This is a genomic window from Streptomyces sp. ITFR-16, from assembly GCF_031844705.1.
In the GTDB taxonomy this organism is placed as follows: domain Bacteria; phylum Actinomycetota; class Actinomycetes; order Streptomycetales; family Streptomycetaceae; genus Streptomyces.
Window position 1 is genome coordinate 890923 of sequence record NZ_CP134609.1, and the last position, 19714, is coordinate 910636.

At 70.7% G+C, this 19714-nt stretch carries 17 protein-coding genes; 3 read left to right on the forward strand and 14 right to left on the reverse strand.

From position 1 onward, the window contains the following. Window positions 1–161 precede the first annotated feature (161 nt). Both RLT58_RS04110 and RLT58_RS04115 read left to right on the forward strand, forming a co-directional pair. Window positions 162–2654, forward strand: coding sequence for a ThuA domain-containing protein (locus RLT58_RS04110; RefSeq protein ID WP_311309005.1), 2493 nt, complete (start codon window positions 162–164; stop codon window positions 2652–2654). Between the two features lie 74 nt (window positions 2655–2728). After that, window positions 2729–4888 (forward strand): OmpL47-type beta-barrel domain-containing protein, encoded by a 2160-nt coding sequence (locus RLT58_RS04115; RefSeq protein WP_399131819.1) that lies wholly within the window; start codon window positions 2729–2731, stop codon window positions 4886–4888. A 20-nt stretch (window positions 4889–4908) separates the two neighbouring features. Here RLT58_RS04115 and RLT58_RS04120 read toward each other — a convergent pair whose 3' ends face one another. After that, on the reverse strand, window positions 4909–6003 hold the full coding sequence (locus RLT58_RS04120; RefSeq protein WP_311309007.1) for an ABC-2 transporter permease: 1095 nt from the start codon (window positions 6001–6003) through the stop codon (window positions 4909–4911). After that, window positions 6000–7010, reverse strand: a complete 1011-nt coding sequence (gene ligD / locus RLT58_RS04125) for a non-homologous end-joining DNA ligase (RefSeq protein ID WP_311314409.1) — start codon at window positions 7008–7010, stop codon at window positions 6000–6002. Before ligD ends, RLT58_RS04120 begins: the two co-directional genes overlap by 4 nt. 97 nt (window positions 7011–7107) lie before the next feature. Here ligD and RLT58_RS04130 point away from each other — a divergent pair, with 97 nt between their 5' ends. Then, window positions 7108–8169, forward strand: coding sequence for an ATP-dependent DNA ligase (locus RLT58_RS04130; protein ID WP_311309008.1), 1062 nt, complete (start codon window positions 7108–7110; stop codon window positions 8167–8169). A gap of 22 nt (window positions 8170–8191) precedes the next feature. On the opposite strand, the gene RLT58_RS04135 is transcribed toward RLT58_RS04130, so the two are convergent. The 12 genes from RLT58_RS04135 to RLT58_RS04190 form a co-directional block, all read right to left on the reverse strand. Next, window positions 8192–9415 (reverse strand): lytic transglycosylase domain-containing protein, encoded by a 1224-nt coding sequence (locus RLT58_RS04135; RefSeq protein WP_311309009.1) that lies wholly within the window; start codon window positions 9413–9415, stop codon window positions 8192–8194. A 22-nt stretch (window positions 9416–9437) separates the two neighbouring features. Beyond that, window positions 9438–10163: a hypothetical protein gene (locus tag RLT58_RS04140; protein ID WP_311309010.1), complete on the reverse strand. Its 726-nt coding sequence runs from the start codon at window positions 10161–10163 to the stop codon at window positions 9438–9440. Window positions 10164–10201: 38 nt separating this feature from the next. Beyond that, entirely contained in the window at window positions 10202–10732 is a 531-nt protein-coding gene (locus tag RLT58_RS04145) for an Rv1363c family protein (RefSeq protein WP_311309011.1), read from the reverse strand. Window positions 10733–10795: 63 nt separating this feature from the next. Then, window positions 10796–11467 (reverse strand): hypothetical protein, encoded by a 672-nt coding sequence (locus RLT58_RS04150; RefSeq protein WP_311309012.1) that lies wholly within the window; start codon window positions 11465–11467, stop codon window positions 10796–10798. After that, window positions 11464–11985, reverse strand: coding sequence for an Rv1363c family protein (locus RLT58_RS04155; RefSeq protein ID WP_311309013.1), 522 nt, complete (start codon window positions 11983–11985; stop codon window positions 11464–11466). Before RLT58_RS04155 ends, RLT58_RS04150 begins: the two co-directional genes overlap by 4 nt. Next, window positions 11982–13247, reverse strand: coding sequence for an MCE family protein (locus RLT58_RS04160; RefSeq protein WP_311309014.1), 1266 nt, complete (start codon window positions 13245–13247; stop codon window positions 11982–11984). The genes RLT58_RS04155 and RLT58_RS04160 overlap by 4 nt, the downstream gene beginning before the upstream one ends. After that, window positions 13244–14407, reverse strand: a complete 1164-nt coding sequence (locus RLT58_RS04165; RefSeq protein ID WP_311309015.1) for an MCE family protein — start codon at window positions 14405–14407, stop codon at window positions 13244–13246. The genes RLT58_RS04160 and RLT58_RS04165 overlap by 4 nt, the downstream gene beginning before the upstream one ends. Further along, window positions 14404–15555, reverse strand: coding sequence for an MCE family protein (locus tag RLT58_RS04170; protein ID WP_311309016.1), 1152 nt, complete (start codon window positions 15553–15555; stop codon window positions 14404–14406). The genes RLT58_RS04165 and RLT58_RS04170 overlap by 4 nt, the downstream gene beginning before the upstream one ends. Window position 15556: 1 nt before the next feature. Continuing rightward, a complete protein-coding gene (locus RLT58_RS04175; RefSeq protein WP_311309017.1) occupies window positions 15557–16576 on the reverse strand; it encodes an MCE family protein in 1020 nt (339 codons plus the stop codon). Then, a complete protein-coding gene (locus RLT58_RS04180) occupies window positions 16573–17604 on the reverse strand; it encodes an MCE family protein (RefSeq protein ID WP_311309018.1) in 1032 nt (343 codons plus the stop codon). Before RLT58_RS04180 ends, RLT58_RS04175 begins: the two co-directional genes overlap by 4 nt. Continuing rightward, window positions 17601–18908 carry an MCE family protein gene (locus RLT58_RS04185; protein WP_311309019.1) on the reverse strand — a complete coding sequence of 436 codons (1308 nt, stop codon included), beginning with the start codon at window positions 18906–18908 and terminating at the stop codon, window positions 17601–17603. The genes RLT58_RS04180 and RLT58_RS04185 overlap by 4 nt, the downstream gene beginning before the upstream one ends. Then, entirely contained in the window at window positions 18908–19711 is an 804-nt protein-coding gene (locus RLT58_RS04190; protein WP_311309020.1) for an MlaE family ABC transporter permease, read from the reverse strand. The genes RLT58_RS04185 and RLT58_RS04190 overlap by 1 nt, the downstream gene beginning before the upstream one ends. Window positions 19712–19714: the final 3 nt, after the last annotated feature.

The window sequence follows — 19714 nt, forward strand, 5'->3', positions numbered from 1 at the left end:
ACGGATGTTGCGGAGAACGGGCCACACCGTAGCCCGGGGATCTTCGTTTATCCACACTAAGGACAAAGTTGGTGCCATCCCTGCCATAGCTATTGGCGAGTCGCGAAAAGAGGTCTAGCTTCATGCGCTGTTGCAGTGACCAAAGAGGGGTGGGTGACCACATGCAGCGCACACCACATCACAGGTCCAGATCGCGACGCGGACTTGCGGCGGCCCTGGCGGCCGGCGCACTGACCGCATCCCTGCTCGGCGGCAACGCCGCCAGTGCCAGGCCGGACCCCGGCGCCCCGGGCGCCATGGCGACAACGTTGTCCCTGCCGTCGCCACCCGGCGGCGCCAACGTCAAGGTGCTCGTGTTCCACGCCTCCGCCACCGAGGAGTCCCCGACCGTCGACGCCGGAATCGCGGCGATCGAGAAGATCGGGCTCACCGGACCGGAGGCGGGACGTTTCAAGACCGTGGCGACCGACGACCCGGCGGTCTTCACCAACGGCAAGAAGCTCGGCACGTTCAACGCCGTCGTCTTCCTGACGGGCGGCGGGGATGTGCTCGACCCGGAGCAGGAGGCGGGTCTTGAGGCGTACATGGAGGCCGGGGGCGGATTCCTCGGCATCCATGACGCGGCCCGCACCGAGCCGTACTCGGACTGGTTCACCGGCCTGGTCGGTGCCCGTCCGGCGGCCGGCAGCCCCACCTCCGTCCAGCGCGCGACGGTCGAGATCGGCGACCGGCAGCACCCGGCGACCAAGAACCTCCCGCTGGAGTGGAAGCGCCCGGACAAGTGGCTGAACTGGAAGGACAATCCCTCCGGGGACGTGCACACCGTGGCGCGCGTCCGGGAGATCACGTACAAGCCGGGTACGAGCGCCAACGGCTGGGACCACCCGGTCTCCTGGTGCCGCGACTACGACGGCGGCCGGTCCTTCTACACCGCGATGGGCGGTACGGTCGACAGCTTCGCCGAGGCCGACTTCCGGGACCATCTGCGCGGCGCGCTCGACTGGACGACACGGATCTCGCAGGCCGACTGCAAGGCGACGATCACCTCCAACTACAAGGCGGAGCGCGTCACCCAGCCCAACCAGCCGGGCAGGAACGACCAGATCGGCGAGCCGCACGGGCTGGTGACCGCCCCCGACGGACGGGTGCTGTACATCGGCCGGGGCGGCGCCGACAGCAGTGTGCCGGTCGTCACCGACTGGAAGGACCCGAACGTCGGCAAGGGCCTGGGCCAGATCCACGTCTACGACCCGACGACCAGGAAGGTCACCCTCGCCGGTGAGCTGACCGTCTTCGGCAACAAGGGCGGCGGCGACGAACTGGTCAAGGTCGAGGAGGGGTTGCTCGGCATCGAGCTCGACCCGGACTTCGAGAAGAACGGCTGGGTGTACCTGCACTACACACCCCATGACAAGATCGACCGCGACAAGCAGATGGCGGTCCGTCAGGTCTCCCGGTTCACCCTCGACCTGGCGACGAACAAGCTGGACCTCGCCTCCGAGAAGGTCCTGCTGCACTGGCCGGTCCAGATCCACAGCTGCTGCCACGCGGGCGGCGGCATGGCCTGGGACTCCAAGGGCAACCTGTACATCGCGGCCGGGGACAACAACTCCTCCGGATTCAGCGACGGTTACTCGGGCAACAACCCCGAGCCCAACTACAAGGGCGTTTCGTTCGCCGACGCCCGGCGCACCGCGGGCAACACCAACAACCTCAACGGCAAGATCCTGCGGATCCACCCCGAGGACGACGGCACCTACACCCTGCCCGATGGCAACCTCTTCACCGGCAAGGAGACGGACGAGGGCGGCGGCAAGACCCGCGGCGAGATCTATGTGATGGGGGTGCGCAACCCGGCGAGGATCTCGATCGACAAGTCGACCGACACGCTGTACGCGGGCTGGGTCGGCCCCGACGCGGGCGAGCCCAGCACCACCTGGGGCCCGGCGAAGTACGACACGTTCGCCGCGATCACCAAGGCGGGCAACCACGGCTGGCCGTACTGCATGGGCAACAAGCAGCCCTACCGGGACCGCAACCTGCCCGACCCTGGTAAGCCGCTCGGCTGGTACGACTGCGACCACCCCAAGAACGAGTCGCCCAACAACGACGGCCTGGTGAACCTGCCGCCGATCACCTCCAACACCATCTGGTACTCGCCGCAGGGCGGTGGCGTGGACTACCCGCGCGACGAGAACGGCATCCCGAGCTACAAGGTCGAGGACCAGAAGGAACTGCTGCCCTGGCTCAAGGGCGGCGGCCAGGCCACGATGAACGGCCCGGTCTACCGGTACGACGCGGCGAGCACCAGCGCCGACAAGTGGCCCTCGTACTGGGACGGCAAATGGTTCGTCGGTGACTTCTACGACGACACCCAGCCCCGGCACGCGGTGCTCACCGACCCGAAGACGGTCGGCAAGGGCGGCCTGCCCACCCATGCCGAGTCGCTGAAGGAGATCATCCCGGTCGGCGCGGACGGCATCCGCAACCTGATGGACTGGAAGTTCGCCCCGGACGGATCGCTGTACGTCCTGGACTACGGGCGCGGCTTCTTCACCTCCGACTCCAAGTCCGCCCTGTGGCGCGTGACGTACAAGGGCGGCGCACCGACCCCGGCCGTCAAGGACCTGGCCAGGAAGGCGGCAGTGAAGTGAGACACCGTTCGATCTTCTTCCGCGGGCGCCACCGCCCCGCGCGGCTCTGGCTCGCGCTGCTGGGATCGTTCCTGATGGTGCTGGGGCTGACCTCGACGGCGGCGTACGGCCGTACGCCGGCCCCGGCGGACACGGCGGCCGACCAGGTGCTCACCTGGACGGCGGGCGACCCGATCGACCACTACCTCTCCGCGCCCGGTACGGCGGTGGCCGGCAAGGCGACCATCGTCTTCGAGAACAGCGAGGCGACGGGGAACACCACCGGCATGCCGCACACGCTGACCTTCAGCGTCTCGGACCCGGAGTTCAACAACGACGTACCGCTGAACCTGCTGGCCAACCCGGGCGATGACAAGGGCGGCAAGCAGACGGCGGAGGTCACCCTCACCCCCGGCCGGTACTTCTACCACTGCACCATGCCGGGACACGAGGCGATGCAGGGCATCCTGACCGTCACCGACGGGGGCGGCGGTGAGGACACCACCGCTCCCGAGACCTCGGCGAAGGTCGACGGCGACAAGAACGCCGACGGTGCCTACGTCGGCCAGGCCACCGTCACCGTCGCGGCCACCGACGAGGGTTCGGGCGTCGACACCGTCGAGTACGCGGTCGGGGCGGACGGTGCCTGGCAGCCGTACACCGTGCCGGTCGTGGTGGACGAGGTCGGCGCGCACACCATCCGCTTCCGCGCCACCGACAAGGCGGGCAACGCCGCAGCCGAGAAGAAGGTGGACTTCACCGTCGCCGCCCCGCCGACGGACGACACCACGGCCCCGGAGACCTCGGCGACCGTGTCCGGGGAGAAGGACGACCAGGGGCAGTACCTGGGCATGGCGACGGTCACCGTGACCGCGTCCGACACCGGCTCCGGCGTCAACACCATCGAGTACGCGCTCGGGGCGGACGGTGCCTGGCAGCCGTACACCGGCCCCGTGATGGTGCACGAGGCCGGGGCGCACCAGGTGCGCTACCGCGCCACCGACAAGGCGGGCAACGCCGCAGCCGAGAAGAAGGTGGACTTCACCGTCGTCGTGCCGCCGGCCGAGGACACGACGGCGCCGGAGACATCGGCGCGGGTCGAGGGCGACCGGAACTCGGACGGCGCCTTTCTCACCAGCGCCAAGGTGACGGTCGTCGCGACCGACGACGACTCGGGGGTGGACAAGGTCGAGTACTCCCTCGACGGCGGGCCCTACCTCGCCTACACCGCCGCGGTCCTCGTCGACCGGGTCGGCTACCACACCGTCGACCACCGGGCGACGGACAAGGCGGGCAACACCTCCGGGGCCCAGCGCGTCTCGTTCACCGTCGCGCAGAGCGGCGGCGTCCCGGCGCCGAACTGCCCGGAGTTCGACGAACGGCGCACCGTCATCGTGGGCACCGTCGACACCGGGGTGCCCAACCGCATCACCGGCAACCGCTGCACGATCAACGAGCTGATCGAGGACGAGAAGGACTGGTCGTCGCACGCGCTGTTCCTCAAGCACGTGGACAAGGTCCTCGACCAGCTCTTCGGCGCCGGGGTGATCGACGCCCGCGAACAGAAGAAGATCTACAAGGCGGCCAAGCAGTCGGGCATCGGCAAGCCGGGCCAGGACGAGGGCTACCGCAAGCTCTTCGACGGCACGCCCGCCTCGCTCGCCAAGTGGCAGCAGGTCGGCGGCGGGCAGTTCGCGCTGAACGAGGAGGAGGGCGCGATCACCAGCTCCACCACCGTGGACGGCATGGGGATGCTGTGGTTCCCGGGCCGCCAGTACGGGGACTTCTCGCTGAAGCTCCAGTGGCGGGACGACGCGCCCGGCACGGGCAACGCCAACGGCGGGGTGTTCGTACGGTTCCCGAACGTCCACGACAACCCGGAGGAGCAGAACCCGGAGTGGGTCGCCATCAAGTACGGCCATGAGATCCAGATCAACGACCGGCCGGACGGCGACATGTACAAGACGGGTTCCGTCTACGGGTTCGACCGGGTGGGTCTCGCGGGTGCCGGGGTGACCCCCAAGGGCACCTGGAACGACTACGAGATCCGGGTGGTGGACCAGCACTACTCGGTCTACCGCAACGGCGTCCTGCTCAACGAGTTCGACAACAACGGCGGCCAGCTCTTCGAGCCGCCGCGGGACGACGACCCGGGCACCGACGGCCGGCGGTACGCCTCCGGCTACATCGGGCTCCAGGTCCACAGCACCTCGGACGTGATCTCCTACCGGGACATCCGTATCAAGGAGCTGTGACCACCGGGCACCTCCCGGGATCAGCCGGCCGCGGCCGCATGCCGGTGCATGCGGTCGCGGCCTCCCGGGTGCCGGTGGCGCCACACCCAGAACACGGTGCACGAGACCAGCGACCAGGCCGCGAGCACCAGGAACGGGAAGACCTTCTGATAGCCCTGGTAGTAGACGGCAGTGTGCTGGGCGTTGACGGAGGCGCCCGGCGGCAGCCAGCGTCCGATGTGCCCGAGCAGCGAGGGCAGCAGCGGCCAGGACACCGCGCCGCCGGAGGACGGATTGCCCAGGAGCACCATCACCCCCCAGGTCGGGAGCATGGCCCAGCGCCCCATGAGGGTGTTGAACATGGTGAAGACCATGCCCGAGGTGAACATCGTGAACGCCAGGATCAGCCAGGACTCGAAGAACGGCAGATCGACCGCGCCCAGCCACCAGTCGACGACGGCGGCGATGGCGAAGGCCCCGAGCAGCGCGTAGCCCACGGTGAACGCGATGCGCTCGGCCGGGATCAGCGAGCGGGCGTGCACGCTGAGCTGGATGGCGCCGACGAAGCCGATGATGACGGCGGCGAGCGAGATGTAGAAGAGCGCGAGTCCGCGCGGGTCGCCCTTCTGGAGCGGCTTGACGTCCGTGACCGCGACCGGGACATGGAGGGTGTCCCCCACCTTCACCGCCGATTCGGCGAGCAGCTGGGCGACGGCGGCTCCGGACGCCCCGGCGACGTCCAGCGACACCCCGCGCGGGCCGGACCGGAAGATCGCGAAGACCTCCTGCTCCTCCAGGGCGTGGCGGGCCCGGGCGGGGGTCGCGAAGACATGGATGTCGAGCGAGGCGTCCAGGGCCTTGTCCATCGCGGCGACGAACTCCTTGCCGCGCGCGGTGTCCGGCTGGCTGACCACGGCGGCCGGGATGCGGTGCGGGGTCGGGTTGGCCATGGCGTACGTGTAGGAGCCGGCGAAGAGCCCGGCGGCGGCCGCGAGGATGAACAGCAGGACGGTCGCCGAGAAGTAGGGGGACTCCTTGAACGCCGCCCACTTCGCGCCCCGGGCGGGCGGTCTGCCGTGCGCGCCGTGCGGTGCGCCGGGTCCGGGGTGACCGGCTCCGGGGCCGGGCTCGGTCATGCGTCCTCGTCCCCGTCGTGGCGGGCCCGGCTGGGCTGCACGCGCTTCGGCTCGCCCGGCATCTTCGGGTACTCCGGCGGGTACGGCAGGTCGCCGGGGCCGCCGTCGGCCCGGTGGCGGTCGGCGAGCTCCAGCAGCGAGTCGAGCCGGAAGGCCTCCTGGTCCATGTCCGCGTGCACATCGCCCTGTTCCGCGTAGCGCACGGGCATGGTCCGGATGTCGAAGTCGCGGGGTTCGGCGTCCTCGATCTCCTCCCAGCGCAGCGGGGCGGAGACCGGGGCGTGCGGGAAGGGGCGCACCGAGTAGGCGGAGGCGATCGTGCGGTCCCGGGCGGTCTGGTTGTAGTCGACGAAGATCCGCTCGCCGCGCTCCTCCTTCCACCAGGCGGTGGTCACCCGGTCGGGCATCCGGCTCTCCAGCTCGCGCCCCACCGCGATGGCGGCCCGCCGGACCTCGGTGAAGGTCCAGCGCGCCTCGATGGGGACGAAGACATGGATGCCCCGGCCGCCGGAGGTCTTGGGCCAGCCGCGCAGCCCGTGCTCCTCCAGGACGGAGCGCAGTTCGAGGGCGGCCCGTACGGCGTCGGCGTAGTCGGTGCCGGGCTGCGGGTCGAGGTCGATGCGCAGTTCGTCGGGGTGCTCGGTGTCCCCGCCGCGCACCGGCCACGGGTGGAAGGTGAGCGTGCCGAGGTTGGCCGCCCAGATGACGGCGGCGACCTCGGTGGGGCACATCTCCCGGGCGCTGCGGCCGCTCGGGAAGGCGATCTCGGCGGTGGGGATCCATTCGGGGAGGTTCTTGGGCGCGCGCTTCTGGTAGAAGAACTCCCCCTCCACGCCGTCCACGAAGCGCTGGAGGGTGGTGGGCCGGTTGCGCAGGGCGCGGAGGATCCCGGGGCCCACGGCCAGGAAGTACTCGGCCACGTCCCTCTTGGTGTACCCCTTCTCCGGGAAGTAGATCTTGTCCGGATGGGACAGCCGTACCGCCCGTCCGGCCGCTTCCAGCTCCACCGCATTGCCCGCTGCTGCCATGTCGGACACGGTAGGCCGGGCACACATATGCCGCATATCGGAGGACTCCGGTCGCCGTACGGTCCACAATCGGGGCATGGACCTGCCGGTGATGCCGCCCGTGAAGCCGATGCTCGCCAAGTCCGTGAAGCGGATCCCGCCGGGCATGCAGTACGAGGCCAAATGGGACGGCTTCCGGGCGATCGTGCACCGGGACGGCGACGAGGTGGTCATCGGCAGCCGCACCGGCAAACCCCTCACCCGCTACTTCCCCGAGCTGGTCGCAGCGTTCCGGGAGAACCTTCCGCCGCGCTGCGTGGTGGACGGCGAGATCGTGATCGCGTACGACGGGCGGCTCGACTTCGACCGGCTCAGTGAGCGCATCCACCCGGCCGACTCGCGGGTCCGGATGCTGGCCGGGCAGACGCCGGCCTCCCTCATCGCCTTCGACCTCCTCGCGCTCGGCGACGACTCACTGATGGACACCCCGCAGGCGGACCGGCGCAGGGTGCTCGAGGCGGCGCTCGCCGACGCCGCGCCGCCCGTGCGTCTGGCGCCCGCGACCACCGACCCGGCCGAGGCGCGGGAGTGGTTCGAACGGTACGAGGGGGCCGGGCTCGACGGCGTCGTCGCCAAACCCCTCGATCTTCCCTACCGGCCGGACACCCGGGCGATGTACAAGATCAAGCACGAGCGGACCGCCGACTGCGTCGTGGCCGGATACCGCTTCCACAAGAGCGGCCCGGTCGTCGGCTCGCTGCTGCTCGGCCTGTACGACTCCGGGGGCGCGCTCCAGCACGTCGGGGTGTGCGCGGCCTTCCCGATGAAGCGCCGCGCGGAACTCGTCACCGAGCTCGAACCCCTGCTCACCGACATCGCCGACCATCCCTGGGGTGCCTGGGCGGACGCCGAGGCGCACGCGGGCGCGCGACTGCCCGGGGCCCCGAGCCGCTGGTCCGGGAAGAAGGACCTGTCCTGGGTGGCGGTGCGTCCGGAGCGGGTCTGCGAGGTGGCGTACGACCACATGGAGGGCGACCGCTTCCGCCACACGGCCCAGTTCCGCCGCTGGCGGCCGGACCGGACCCCTGTCGGCTGCACGTACACGCAGCTGGAGGAGGTCGTGCGCTACGACCTGGCCGATGTGTTGTCCGGCGGCTGAACCCCGGTCGCGCGGTCCCGGGTCAGTCGGCGGTGGGCGGGACCGTCGGGGTGGAGCAGGGCTCGTCGGTGCCGGTCGGCTCGGGCGAGGGCGGGTCGGTGGGTGCGGTGGTGTCGGTGGGGTCCGGTGACGGGCTGTCCGTCGTGCAGCCGGGGCCGGGCTCAGGGGTGCTCGGGTCCGGGTCGGGCGTGGTGCTCGGGTCCGGGCCGGTGCCGGGGTCCGGCGTGCTGGAACCGGTGTCGGTGGGGTCGGGCGACGGGCTGGTCGAGCCGCCCGGGTCCGGGGAGCCCGAATCGCCGGGTGTCGGGTCCGGGGAGGCCGGTGCCGAGGGGTCCGGTGTGCGGCTTGGCTGCGGGCCGACCTCGATGCCGCCGCCCTTGCCGCCGGAGCCGCCGTCCACGGGGTGCTCGGGCTCGTTGGGGCCGCCCGCGCCGGGGCTCCTCGGGACGGTGCCCTTGCCGTCGGCCACCGGGTGGGTGCCGTGGCGGTAGAACTCCAGCCAGGACAGCACGGTGCGCAGATAGGTGTCGGAGTGGTTGTAGCTCAGGATCGCCCGGTCGAGGTCGGCCCGTACGCTCAGATCGCGCGGCCCGGCGCAGAGATACGCCCCGGCGGCCAGCGCCGCGTCGTAGACGTTGCCCGGGTCGCTGCGGCCGTCGCCGTTGCCGTCCCGCCCCCAGTGGGCCCAGGTGGAGGGGATGAACTGCATTGGGCCGACCGCCCGGTCATAGGTCTTGTCCCCGTCGTACGCCCCGCCGTCGGTGTCCGGGATGTTGGCGAAACCGGCGCCGTTGAGCACGGGCCCCAGGATCGGGGAGAGCGTGGTGCCGTGGGCGTCGACCCGGCCGCCGGCCGCGTGTCCGGACTCGACCTTGCCGATCGCCGCCAGTAACTGCCACGGCAGCCGGCAGCCCGGGTCGCTGCGGCCGAGCGCGCTCTGCGCCTTGCGGTAGGCGGCCAGCACCGTGGCGGGGATGCCCGCCTCGGCCCACGACCGCACGGCCTGCGGGCTCTGCTTGACGCCCGGCTTCGGCGGCACGGGGCTTTTCAGCGGCGGGAGTTCGGTGTGGTACGCGTCGTCGTTGGCGACCTCGGACCAGGTGACCTCGTCCGCCGCCCGGCGCTGCTTCGGCGTCTCCTCGGGGGCGGCGAGCCCTGGGGCCTGGGACGCGGTGAGCGCGGCCATCGCGGCGACGGCCGCCGCGGTGCCGCCGAGTCCGCGGCGCATGGTGCCGTTGAACCTCATGCGTGCTCTCCCCTCTCCGGAGTCACCGGGTGAACGTGTCGATGGCGGAGATCCGCCAGGTGCCGCCCTTGCGGACGGCGTCCACCGCGAACATGGCCGCGGCGTAGGTGGTCTCGTCGGACTTGCCGGTACGGGTGTTGCTCTGGTCGGCGAAGATCAGCAGCCGGGCCCGGTCGCCGTCGAGCATCTCCACCCCGCTGTCGCTGACGGTCGTGGTGAGGACGAGCTTCTGCCGGGGCGCCTGCGCCCGTACCCCGGCGAGCATGTCCGCGTGCTGCCGGACCGCCTTGCCGGTCAGATAGCTCTTCACCGCGGCGTCCGCCTTCGCGGGCGAGGCGTAGTTGTACGAGAAGACCGCGCCGACCGCCTCGGTGATCTGCCCCTTCACCTCGCTGGTGCGGCTGATGTCGGTGAGCGCGCTGTTCCGCCGGGCCGGCTCGTCGCGCAGGCTGTCCGCCGAGGCGAACGCCCAGGCGGCGAAGGCGCCCAGGAGCACGGTGAGGACGCACAGCACGACGGGCAGCCGGATCCGGAGCCGGGTGCCGAGGGGCTGTCGGGGCTTCTTCCCTTCGGGCTGCGGCTCCGGGCCGGGCTCACCGGGGCCCCCGGACACCTCCTCGTCGACCGGTTCGAGTTCCGCGGGCTTGCGGCCGACGGGCTTGCGTACGACGGGGGGTGCGGCGGTGCGTTCGGCGGCGACGGTGGCCAGGCGGCGCTGCCGGTTGACGAGGTGACGGGTGGTCGACATGGCGGGGGTCCTCTCGGGGCGGGGTGGGAGCGGGCGCGTCAGCCGGCGGTGTTGCCGACGGGCGCCTGGCCGAGGGCGCTGAGCTTCCACCCCTCGGAGGTGCGGGTGAGCTGCCCCAGCATCCGGCTCTCCTTCACCGCGGGCTTGCCCTTGGGTGCGGTCACGGTCACCCGCAGCGCCACCATCACCCCGGCCTTCCCGGCCCGGTCGTCGAGCTCGGTGACCGCACCGGACAGCACCTTGGCCGTGCTGACCGTCTTCGCCTCCTGGATCTGCTTCACGAACCCGTCACGTCCGTCGACGAGTTGCCGGTGCAGGTCCCCGGTGGCGGAGTCCTCCCAGCTGTCGAGCCCCTGGCCGAGCCGCGCGTGGTCGAGCGTGTTCATGTTCTGCACGGCCTGCTCGCCGGCGGCCAGCACGTCGTCGCGGGTCTGCGCGTAGGCCGCCGAGCCGTCGTGCGCCGCCTGGTACCGGGAGACCCCGCCCCAGCCCGCGGCGCCGACCGCCGCGACCGTCAGCACGATCGCCGCCGCCACCAGCGGATTCCTCGTCATCCGTACCCGTGCCATCGCTGCCTCTCCCTGCCGGCCGGTCTGTGCTGTGTGTGCTGTGTGTGCTGGGTGCTGGGTGCGCTATCTGGAGGTGATGTCGGTGATCGTCCAGTGGCCCTCGCGCAGTTGGGCCGTGACGGACAGCTGGGCGGCCGCCGTGCTCGCGGGCCTGCCCTTGCGCTCGTAGACCTGGTCGAGGAAGACGAGCAGATGGGCGCTGTCGGGGGTCAGCCGGGTCACTCCGGCGCGCACGACATGCGTCGTGAGGGTCAGTTTCTGTTCGGTGGACTGCTTCTCGACCTGGCCGAAGAGCGCCGCGTACTGCTGGAGCGCCCTGCCCGCCAGCAGCCGCTTCGCGGACTCCTTGGTGGCGGCGGTCTCGCCGGGGCTGTACGAGAACACCTTGCCGAGTGCGCTGGTGACGTCCCCGGCGACCTGGGTGGTCGCCGCGCTGTCGGTGAGCGCCCGGTTGGAGGTGGCGGGGGTGTCGCGGAGCTGTCGGCCGGCGACGTGGAACGCGCCCCCGGCGGCGAGCAGGACGACGACGAGCACCCCCGCCACCACCCTCGGCCACCGCCGGCCGGGGCCCGCGTCGGTGTCGGCTCGCGGATCCTCCGGCTCGTGGCCGGACCGGTTCTCCCCGGCCGTGTCCTGCGTGACGAGCTCCGCCTCCTTGGTGACGACCTCCGTGTCCTGCGTGACGAGCTCCGGCTCCTCGGTGACAGCGTCCGTCGTCGTGCCGCCCGGCTTCATGTGCCGCTCCCTGTGCCGAGTGCCGTGAGCGCCTTGACCTTCCAGCCGTCCGCCGTACGGGCGAGCGTGGCCTCGAAGCGTTTGCGTTCGGTGCCCGCCTTTCCGGTGCGCGGGGTGACCTCGATGTCGACGGTCGCGATCATCAGCGCGGTCCCCGCCCGGTCGTCCACCTCGGTGAGCGCGGCGTCGGTGACCTTGCCGCGCGCCGTGGTGCCGGACTTCTTCAGATCGGCCGCGTCCTTCTTCCGGGTCCGCCGCAACTGGTCGTGCAGCGGCCCGGTGGAGGACTCCAGCCAGGAGGCGAGCCCGGCGTCGACGCTCGCGGCGTCCTTGCCGTCCAGGCTGTTGAGCCGCGCCAGGTCCTGCCGGCCGTCCGCCAGCGCGGCGTCCCGGCTCTTGGCGTACGCCAGGTCGTCGTCGCCGCGCGCCTGCGCGTACGACCAGCCGCCCAACGCGCAGACGAGCACGGCGGCGAACAGGGCGGCCCAGCCGCCGAGGGTGCGGGTACGGGGGCTCATGCGCCGCTCCCCCCGGCCAGGCCCAGCAGTCCGGCCATGCCCCCGGCGGCGGGGACGGGGTCCGTCCCGGTACCGAGCACTCCGGGCAGCCGGTCCGCCGTGTCGTCGACGCCGAGGGGCAGGGTGCCCGGCTTGGCCGGTGCGGGCAGCGGCCCGCCCTTCGGGGCGTTCGCGCTGCCCCGGACGTTGATCCCGGTACCCGGCGACGAGGCGCAGCGGGCCTTGGTGTTGAGGGCGGGAGCGGGACCGAGGTCGAGCCCGTTGCGGTAGGCCGTCCCGCTGTAGCCCGAGGTGCAGGGCAGCGGCTCGAAGAAGGTGACCGACATACCGAACCGGGCCCCGTCCTCGTCGACGGCGCTGGCGCCCGCCGCCGCGACGGCCGGGAGTTTCACGAGGAGTTCCTCCAGTCCGCGCTGCCGGGTGACGGCGACGTCCGAGGTGGTGAGGAGGTTGGCGACGACGACCCCGAAGCTCGGGTCGAGGTCCCGCAGCAGCCCACTGATCTGCCCGGTCGCGTCGGGCGCGGCGGCGATGAGCTTGCGCAGGTCGGTGTCGGAACCCTTGAGCTGGGCCGCCAGTTCCTTGGCGCCGGAGGCGAACCCCTTGAGCGCCTCGCCCTGTTCGGCCTGGGTCCGCAGCACGGTCTCGCCGTCCGCCATCAGCCGGGTGTTGACGGGCAGTGCCTCGTCGGCGGCGTCGACGAAGTCGCTGCCGGTGTCCAGAAGGACCTGGAGGTCGTCCCCGCGCCCGCTGAACGCGGTGCCGAACTCATCGACGACGGTGCGCAGCGACTCCAGGTCGACGGAGGAGGCGAGGTCGTCGACGCTGGTGAGGACGTCCGTCACCGGGGCGGGGACGGTGGTCTCGGCCTGGTCGATGACCGAGCCGTTGGCGAGGTAGGGGCCGTCGGTGCGGGCCGGGCGCAGATCGACGTACTGCTCACCGACGGCGGAGAGGCTGGCGACGACGGCCTTCAGGTCGTCGGGGATGGGCGGCGCGGACTTGTCGATCCGCAGCTCGGCCTCCACTCCGTCGTCGGTGAGTTCGATGGGGCCGACCCGGCCCACGGAGACTCCCCGGTAGGTCACGTTGGAGTGGGTGAACAGGCCTCCGGTGCGCGGCAGTTGCATCTTCACGGTGTAGTAGTCGCGCATCCCGACGTAGTGGCCGAGGTCCGCGTAGCGCACGCCCAGATAGCCGAGAACCAGGACGGCGATGATCAGGAAGGCGATGTTCTTCAGCCGGACGGCGAGGGTGATCATCGCTTGCCCCCCTCGGTGGCCGGGTTCGTGCGGGGCGTGGTGGCCGGGGGAAGCGGCAGCGGCAGTCCGGCGCCGGCGAGCGCGTCGGTCCCTCCCGGGGTCGCGGCGTCCGGGTCGTAGGCGGGAATGATCTGGGTGCCGGGCGCGGCCGTCATGTCCAGGTACACGTTGAGGTAGTCGCCCTTCACACCGCGCAGCACCTCGTCCGTGAACGGGTAGGTGAGCAGCACTTGGAGGGAGTCCGGCAGATCGTCGCCGGAGTCGGCCAGCGCCCGCAGGGTGGGGGCGATGGCCTTGAGGTCGGCGATCATGTCGGCCTTGCTCCGGTCGATGGTGTCGACGGCGACGGTGGAGAGCGTGTCCAGGGAGCGGAGCATGGTCATCAGCGAGCCGCGCTGTTTCTCCAGGACCTTCATCCCGGGGCTGAGCCCGGTGAGAACCGTTCCGACGTCCTGTTTGCGGGTGGCGAGGGTGGTGGAGAGGCGGTTGACGCCGTCGAGCGCCGATGTGATGTCGCCCCGGTGGTCGTCGAGGTTGGTGATGAGGGTGTCGACCCGGTGGAGCATCGACTTGACCTGGGGTTCCTGCCCGGCCAGTGCCTTGTTGAGTTCGGTGGTGATGGTCTTCAGCTGGTTGATGCCGCCGCCGTTGAGGAGCATCGACAGGGCGCCGAAGACCTCCTCGACCTCGGGGTTGCGGTTGGTCCGGGTGAGCGGGATCCGGTCGCCGTCGGCGAGGGTGCCGCGCGCGGTGCCCTTGGCGGGGGGCGAGAGCTGGATGTACTTCTCGCCGAGCAGGCTGGACTGTTCCAGGTGGGCGTAGGCGTTGGCGGGCAGGTCGATCTTCCCGTTGACCTTCATGGTGACGCGAGCCTGCCAGCTGCCCGGGGTGAGGGAGATCCTGGTGACGCGCCCGACGGCGACGTCGTTGACCTTCACCGAGGACTGCGGGGCGAGGCTGAGCACGTCCCCGAAGTCCGCCGTGATCTCGTACGGGTGGTCGCCGAGGTCCGCCCCGCCGGGCAGCGGCACCTGTTCGATGCCGGAGAAGTGCGGGGCGCCGCAGCCGGTGAGGAACAGGGTGCCGCACAGGCCGAGGGCGATCAGTGCGGGTGCGCTCGTGGTGGCGAGGGCGCCGGGGCGGCGCGGGGTCCGGTTCATCGGTTCGCCCCCTTCTCGTCGCTGCTCTTCGCGCTGCCCTTCGCGCTGCTCTTCTTCGCCGGGGTGTCTTTCGGCGTGCCGTAGACGGTGCCGACGGCCGGCAGCGGCAGTCCGGGCAGGGAGCGCTGCCGCTCCGCGTCCACCGGGGAGAGCCCTTCGAGGCCGGGCGCCGCCTCGGTGAGCGGGCCGCCCATGCTGAGCTCGTTGAGGTCGGTGCGGCCGTTGAGGGTGCGGTGCGCCGGGTCGTACGCGTTCAGCACGTTGCCCGCCGAGAGCGGCAGGACGTCGAGCGACTCGGCCAGCGAGGCGCGCTGGTCGACGAGGGTCTGGGTGATCGGCACCAGGGCGTCCACGTTGTCCTTCAGAGCGCCCCGGTTGTCCTTGATGAAGGTCTTGACCTGGCCGAGTGCGGTGCCGAGTTCCTTGAGCGCGGCCCCGAGGTTCCTCTTGTCGTCCGCCAGGAAGCCGGTCACGGAGTTCAGCTGGTCCTCGGCGGCGCGGACATTGCCGTCGTTGTCCTTCAGCATGCTGGTGAAGGTCTGCAGGTAGGCCAGCGTGTCGAAGAGGTTGCCGCTGCTCTTGTCGAGGGTCTTCGTCGCCTTGCCGAACTGCTCGATGGAGTCACCGATGTCCTTGCCGTTGCCCTTGAGGTTCTTCGCGCCGGTGTCCAGGAGCCCGGCGAAGGCGCCCTGGGCGTTCGCCCCGTCCGGGCCGAGCGCGGTGGAGAGTTCGGTGATGGACGCGTACAGCTGGTCCACCTCCACCGGGGTGGCGTTGTCCGCGGCGGGCAGTTCGGCCCCGTCCGCGAGCACCGCTCCCCCGGTGTAGGCGGGGGCGAGCTGGACGTACCGGTCGGCCACGAGGCTGGGGGCGACGACCACGGCGTGCGCGTCCTTCGGGACCCGGACGCCCTTGTCGACGCGGAGCACGACCTTCACGTCCTTGCCGCGCGGCTTCACCGACTCGACCCGGCCGACCCTCACTCCGAGGATCCGCAGGTCGGATCCGGCGTAGACGCCGGTGGCCTGGTCGAAGTAGGCGGTGACGGTGGTGGTGCCCTCCTCCTCCATGGCCATCACACCGGAGGTGGCCGCGACGGCCACGACGACGAGGCCGGCACCGATGCCGATGACGCGGGTGAGTCTCATCTCAGCGCCCGCCTTCCTGCCGGGGAGGCATGCATCCGGTCGCGGGGGGTGTGCCGGCCGGCAGGTAGTTCTTCGGGACGACGCCGCACACGTAGTTGTCGAACCAGCGGCCGTTGCCGAGGGTGTTGCCGACCAGCCTGTTGTACGAGCCGGCCAGCGAGAGCACCTTGTCGAGGCTCTTGCGGTTCTTGTTGAGCACCGCGGTGACCCGGCCCAGTGCCTTGAGGGTGGGCTTCAGCTGCTTGTTGTTGTCGGCGACGAGCCCGGTGAGCTGGGTGCCCAGGTCCCGGGTGCCGGTGAGCAGCAGATGGATGGAGTCGCGGCGCGCCTGGATCTCGCCGAGGAGCAGGTTGCCGTCCTTCAGCAGGGTCTCGAAACCGCTCTTCTTGTGGGCGAGGGTCTTGGTGAGCCGCTTGCTGCCCTTGAGGAGCGTCGCCAGCTGGGCGTCCCGCTCGGAGACGGTCCGGGAGAGCGCGGAGAGCCCCTTGGCGGCGCTCTTCACGTCCGGCGGGGAGTCCTTGAAGGTGGCGGAGATCGTCTCGAAGCTCTTGGCGAGCTGTTCGGTGTCGATCTCCCCGATGGTCTCGCCCAGTCCGTTGAACGCCTGGGTGACGTCGTACGGGGAGGTGGTGCGGCCTGCGGTGATGCGCTCGTCCGGGTCCTGCGGCGCGTCGCCGAGCGGGTCCACGGCGAGGTACTTCTCGCCGAGGAGCGTCTTGATGGCGATGCCGACGGTGCTGGCGTTGCCGATCCAGGCGTCCTTGACCTTGAAGGTGACCTTCACCTTGGCCCCGTCGAGGGAGACGCCGGTGACCTTGCCGACCTTCACCCCGGCGATCCGCACCTCGTCGCCGTCGCCGAGTCCGGCGGACTCGGTGAAGTCGGCGCTGTAGGTGGTGCCGCCACCGATGAAGGGCAGCGAGTCGGCGCGGTAGGCGCCGTATCCGATGAGGGCGAGGACGAGGAGGCCGACGATGCTGACGGCGACGGGATTGCGGTCGCGTAAGGGCTTGATTCTCATGACAGACACCTCGGCTGGGTGATCTCGATGCCGGTCGGCGGGGTGCTGCCGTCGCTCGTCGTCACACCGCTGACCCTGGCCTCGCAGAGATAGAGGTTGAGCCAGGAGCCGTACGAGGCGAGGCGGCTGATCGCCTCCATCTTGGCCGGGGTCTTCGTCAGGAAGTTCTCGATCTTCGGTGAGTTGTCGGCCAGTTGGCCGGAGAGGCGGCCGAGCTGCTTGATGTCGTCCTTGAGCGGTTTGCGCCCGTCCTTGAAGAGGTCCGCCGTGACCGTGGTGAGCGCGCCCATCGCGGTGACGGCCTCGCCGAGCGGCTTGCGGTCGCCCGCGAAGCCGGTGACGAGCTGCTGGAGGGTGTCGACGAGGTCGTTGAACCCGGCCTCCCGGTCGTTGACGGTCTTCAGGACCGTGTTGAGGTTCTTGATCACCTCACCGATCACCCGGTCCTTGGCGGCGACGGTCCCGGTCAGCGAGCCGACGTGCTGGAGGATGCTGTCGACGGTGCCGCCCTCGCCCTGGAGGACCTGGACGATGGAGCCGGCCAGTTCGTTGACGTCGGGCGGGGAGAGCCCTTCGAAGAGCGGCTGGAAGCCGTTGAAGAGCTGGGTGAGGTCGAGCGCCGGGGTGGTGCGCGAGAGCGGGATGGTGGCGCCCTCGGCGAAGCTCCTGCCGACCGGGCCCGCGCCCTGGTCGAGGTCGATGTAGCGCTGGCCGACCATGTTGAGGTACTTGATCGAGGCGGTCACCGACGCCGGCAGCTTCTGGCCCTTGCGGACGGTGAAGCCGACTTCGGCGAGCCTCCGGTCCGCCACCTCGATGGACTCGACCTGGCCGACCTTGACCCCGGCGATCCGGACGCTGTCGCCGACGACGAGGCCGGTGGCGTCGGTGAACCGGGCACGGTACGAACGGGTGTCGCCGACACCGGTGTTGGCGATGGACAGGGCCAGCACCGTGGTGGCCAGGGTCGTCACCAGGATGAAGACGACCGATTTCGCGAGCGGTCCCGCGAGGGAGCGGCGCTTCACTTAAGCTTCACCTCCACACCGCGGAAGGCCGGCCCGATGAGCACGCTGCTCCACTCGGGCAGGGCCTGCGGCCGGACCTTCAGTGAGGGAGCGACCAGTTCGTTGACGAGCCGGCTCTCCTGCGGGGAGTTGGGCATGCCGAGCGAGGCGTCCGCCGCCGGTACCTCCTTCGGGGCGGCCGTCTCCGGTGCCGCCGGGGTGGCGCGGTCCGGGGCCGTCCTGGCGTCGGCGGTCGGCAGGGCCTGGCCGACGTAGGGGACGGAGTAGCAATGCGGTCCGCCGGTCGCGTCGTAGACCGGGGTGTCCCGGCCCGCCACGTACTTCCCCCTGGAGGGGACGGTCTTGAGCGTGACGTGCAGGCCCGGCTCGCCGGTGCCCTTGCCGAGCGCCTTGTCCATGGCGGGTACGAACCCGGCGACGGTGCGCAGGGTGCAGGGGAATTCCGAGGAGTACTTCGCGAGGGTCTCCAGCGTCGGCCGGCCCGACGTCGCGAGCCGGATGAGGTTGTCCTTGTTCTTCTGCAGGAACACGGTGAGGTCGCGGGCGGAGGCGGTGGTGGAGCCGTACAGGTCGGCCAGTTCGGCCTGCTGGTCGGCGAGGGTGCCGCTGGTGGTGGTGAAGTCGGTGAGTGCGTCCAGGACGTCGGGGGCGGCGTCCGCGTAGACCCGGCTCACCTTGACGAGCTCCTTGATGTCCGCGTTGAGCATGGGGAGTTGCGGGTTGAACTTCTGGAGGTGCGCGTCGAGTTTCACGAGGGTGTCGCCCAGCTTCTCGCCGCGGCCCCGGAGGGCCTGGGAGACCGCGTTGAGGGTGGCGGAGAGCTTCTCCGGCTTGACCGCGGTCAGCAGCGGCAGGACGTTGTCGAGGACCTGTTCCAGCTCGATGGCGTTGCTGGAGCGGTCCTGCGGGATGACGGCCCCGGCCCGCAGGGTCCGCGCGGAGGGCACGGCGGGCGGGACGAGCGCCACGAAGCGCTCCCCGAAGAGCGTGGTGGGCAGCATCTGGGCGGTGACGTCGGCCGGGATGCGGTCGAGCTTGTCGGGCTGGATCGCCAGGGTGAGCCGGGCGCCGTCGCCGTCGGCCGCGATGTCGCGCACCTGGCCGATGACGACGCCGCGCAGCTTCACATCGGCGTTGCCGTGCATCTCGTTGCCGACGCGGGAGGTGCGTACGGTCACCGTGGCATCGTCGGTGAAGTCCTTCTCGTACACCGAGACCGAGACCCAGACGAGTACGGCGGGGACGAGGAAGAAAGCGATCCCGGCGAGTCTGCGGCCGGTGGTCCTCGTGGTCCGGGATCTCATCAGCCGGCCACCTTCACAGTCGTCGTGGCGCCCCAGATGGCGAGCGAGAGGAAGAAGTCGGTGACGCTGATCAGCACGATCGCGTTGCGCACCGAGCGGCCCACGGCCACCCCCACCCCGGCGGGTCCGCCGGTGGCGTGGTAGCCGTAGTAGCAGTGCGCGAGGATCACCATCACGCTGAAGATCAGCACCTTGAGCACCGACAGCAGGACGTCCTGCGGGGAGAGGAACAGATTGAAGTAGTGGTCGTACGTGCCCGCCGACTGGCCGTTGAACAGGACGGTGACGTAACGCGAGGCGACGTACGAGGAGAGCAGCCCGATCGCGTACAGCGGGATGATGGCGACCACCCCGGCGATGATCCGGGTGGTGACGAGGTAGGGCATGGAGCGCACCCCCATGGACTCCAGGCCGTCGATCTCCTCGTTGATGCGCATGGCGCCGAGCTGCGCGGTGAAGCCGGCCCCTACGGTCGCGGAGAGGGCGAGGCCCGCGACGAGCGGGGCGATCTCCCGGGTGTTGAAGTACGCGGAGATGAAGCCGGTGAAGGCCGCGGTGCCGATCTGGTTGAGGGCCGCGTACCCCTGGAGGCCCACCACCGTGCCGGTGGCGAGGGTCATCGCGATCATGACGCCGATGGTGCCGCCGACGACCCCGAGGCCGCCGCTGCCGAAGGCGACCTCGGCGAGCAGGCGCTGCACCTCCTTGAGGTAGCGGCGCAGCGTGCGCGGAATCCAGACCAGGGCCCTTACGTAAAAGGTGAGTTGGTCTCCGGACCGGTCGAGCCAGCCGAGCATGGACATCGG